This is a genomic window from Neisseria sp. P0021.S006, assembly GCF_051956895.1.
Map to the genome: position 1 here is coordinate 1 of NZ_JBQCWZ010001164.1, position 474 is coordinate 474.

The 474-nt window shown below is 43.9% G+C and carries 1 protein-coding gene; it reads right to left on the reverse strand.

The window, feature by feature from the left end; genetic code table 11:
• Positions 1-32: 32 nt before the first annotated feature.
• Entirely contained in the window at positions 33-299 is a 267-nt protein-coding gene (locus ACTHUM_RS19270; RefSeq protein WP_285070423.1) for a hypothetical protein, read from the reverse strand.
• Positions 300-474 lie beyond the last annotated feature (175 nt).

Here is a 474-nt window from a genome sequence, read left to right on the forward strand (position 1 = left end):
GGTATCCTGCCTTTCTTATATTCAAAAGAATATTATTTAGCAGCTTCAGAAGCGGCAGACGCAGCGGCTTCAGCAGCAGAAGCAGCAGCTTCAGTAGCAGAAGCAGCGGCTTCAGAAGCAGATGCAGCAGCTTCAGTAGCAGCAGCTTCGGTAGCTTCAGCAGCAGATGCAGCAGCTTCAGTAGCAGAAGCAGCGGCTTCAGAAGCAGCAGAAGCAGCAGTTTCAGCAGCTTTATCAGCACCGCCACAAGCGGCCAAAGCTAAAGACAACAAAGCAGCAGCGAACAGAGATTTTTTCATTTTTGAGGACCTTTTTTAAATCGATTTAAACTAAAAATAGCCGTCAAACGGCTTGTACAGTAGAAATTCATTGCTGAATTTTTCGTTATTATGCCCCACGGGATTGGTCAATGCAACGTTGCTTAACCGTTTGCATACTAAAATCAATACAAAATTAGCGAAAATAATGTAAATC

What these genes read in the sequence shown, in the direction of transcription:
- ACTHUM_RS19270 (WP_285070423.1), bottom strand. Translation starts at nt 299, where the DNA reads ATGAAAAAATCTCTGTTCGCTGCTGCTTTGTTGTCTTTAGCTTTGGCC.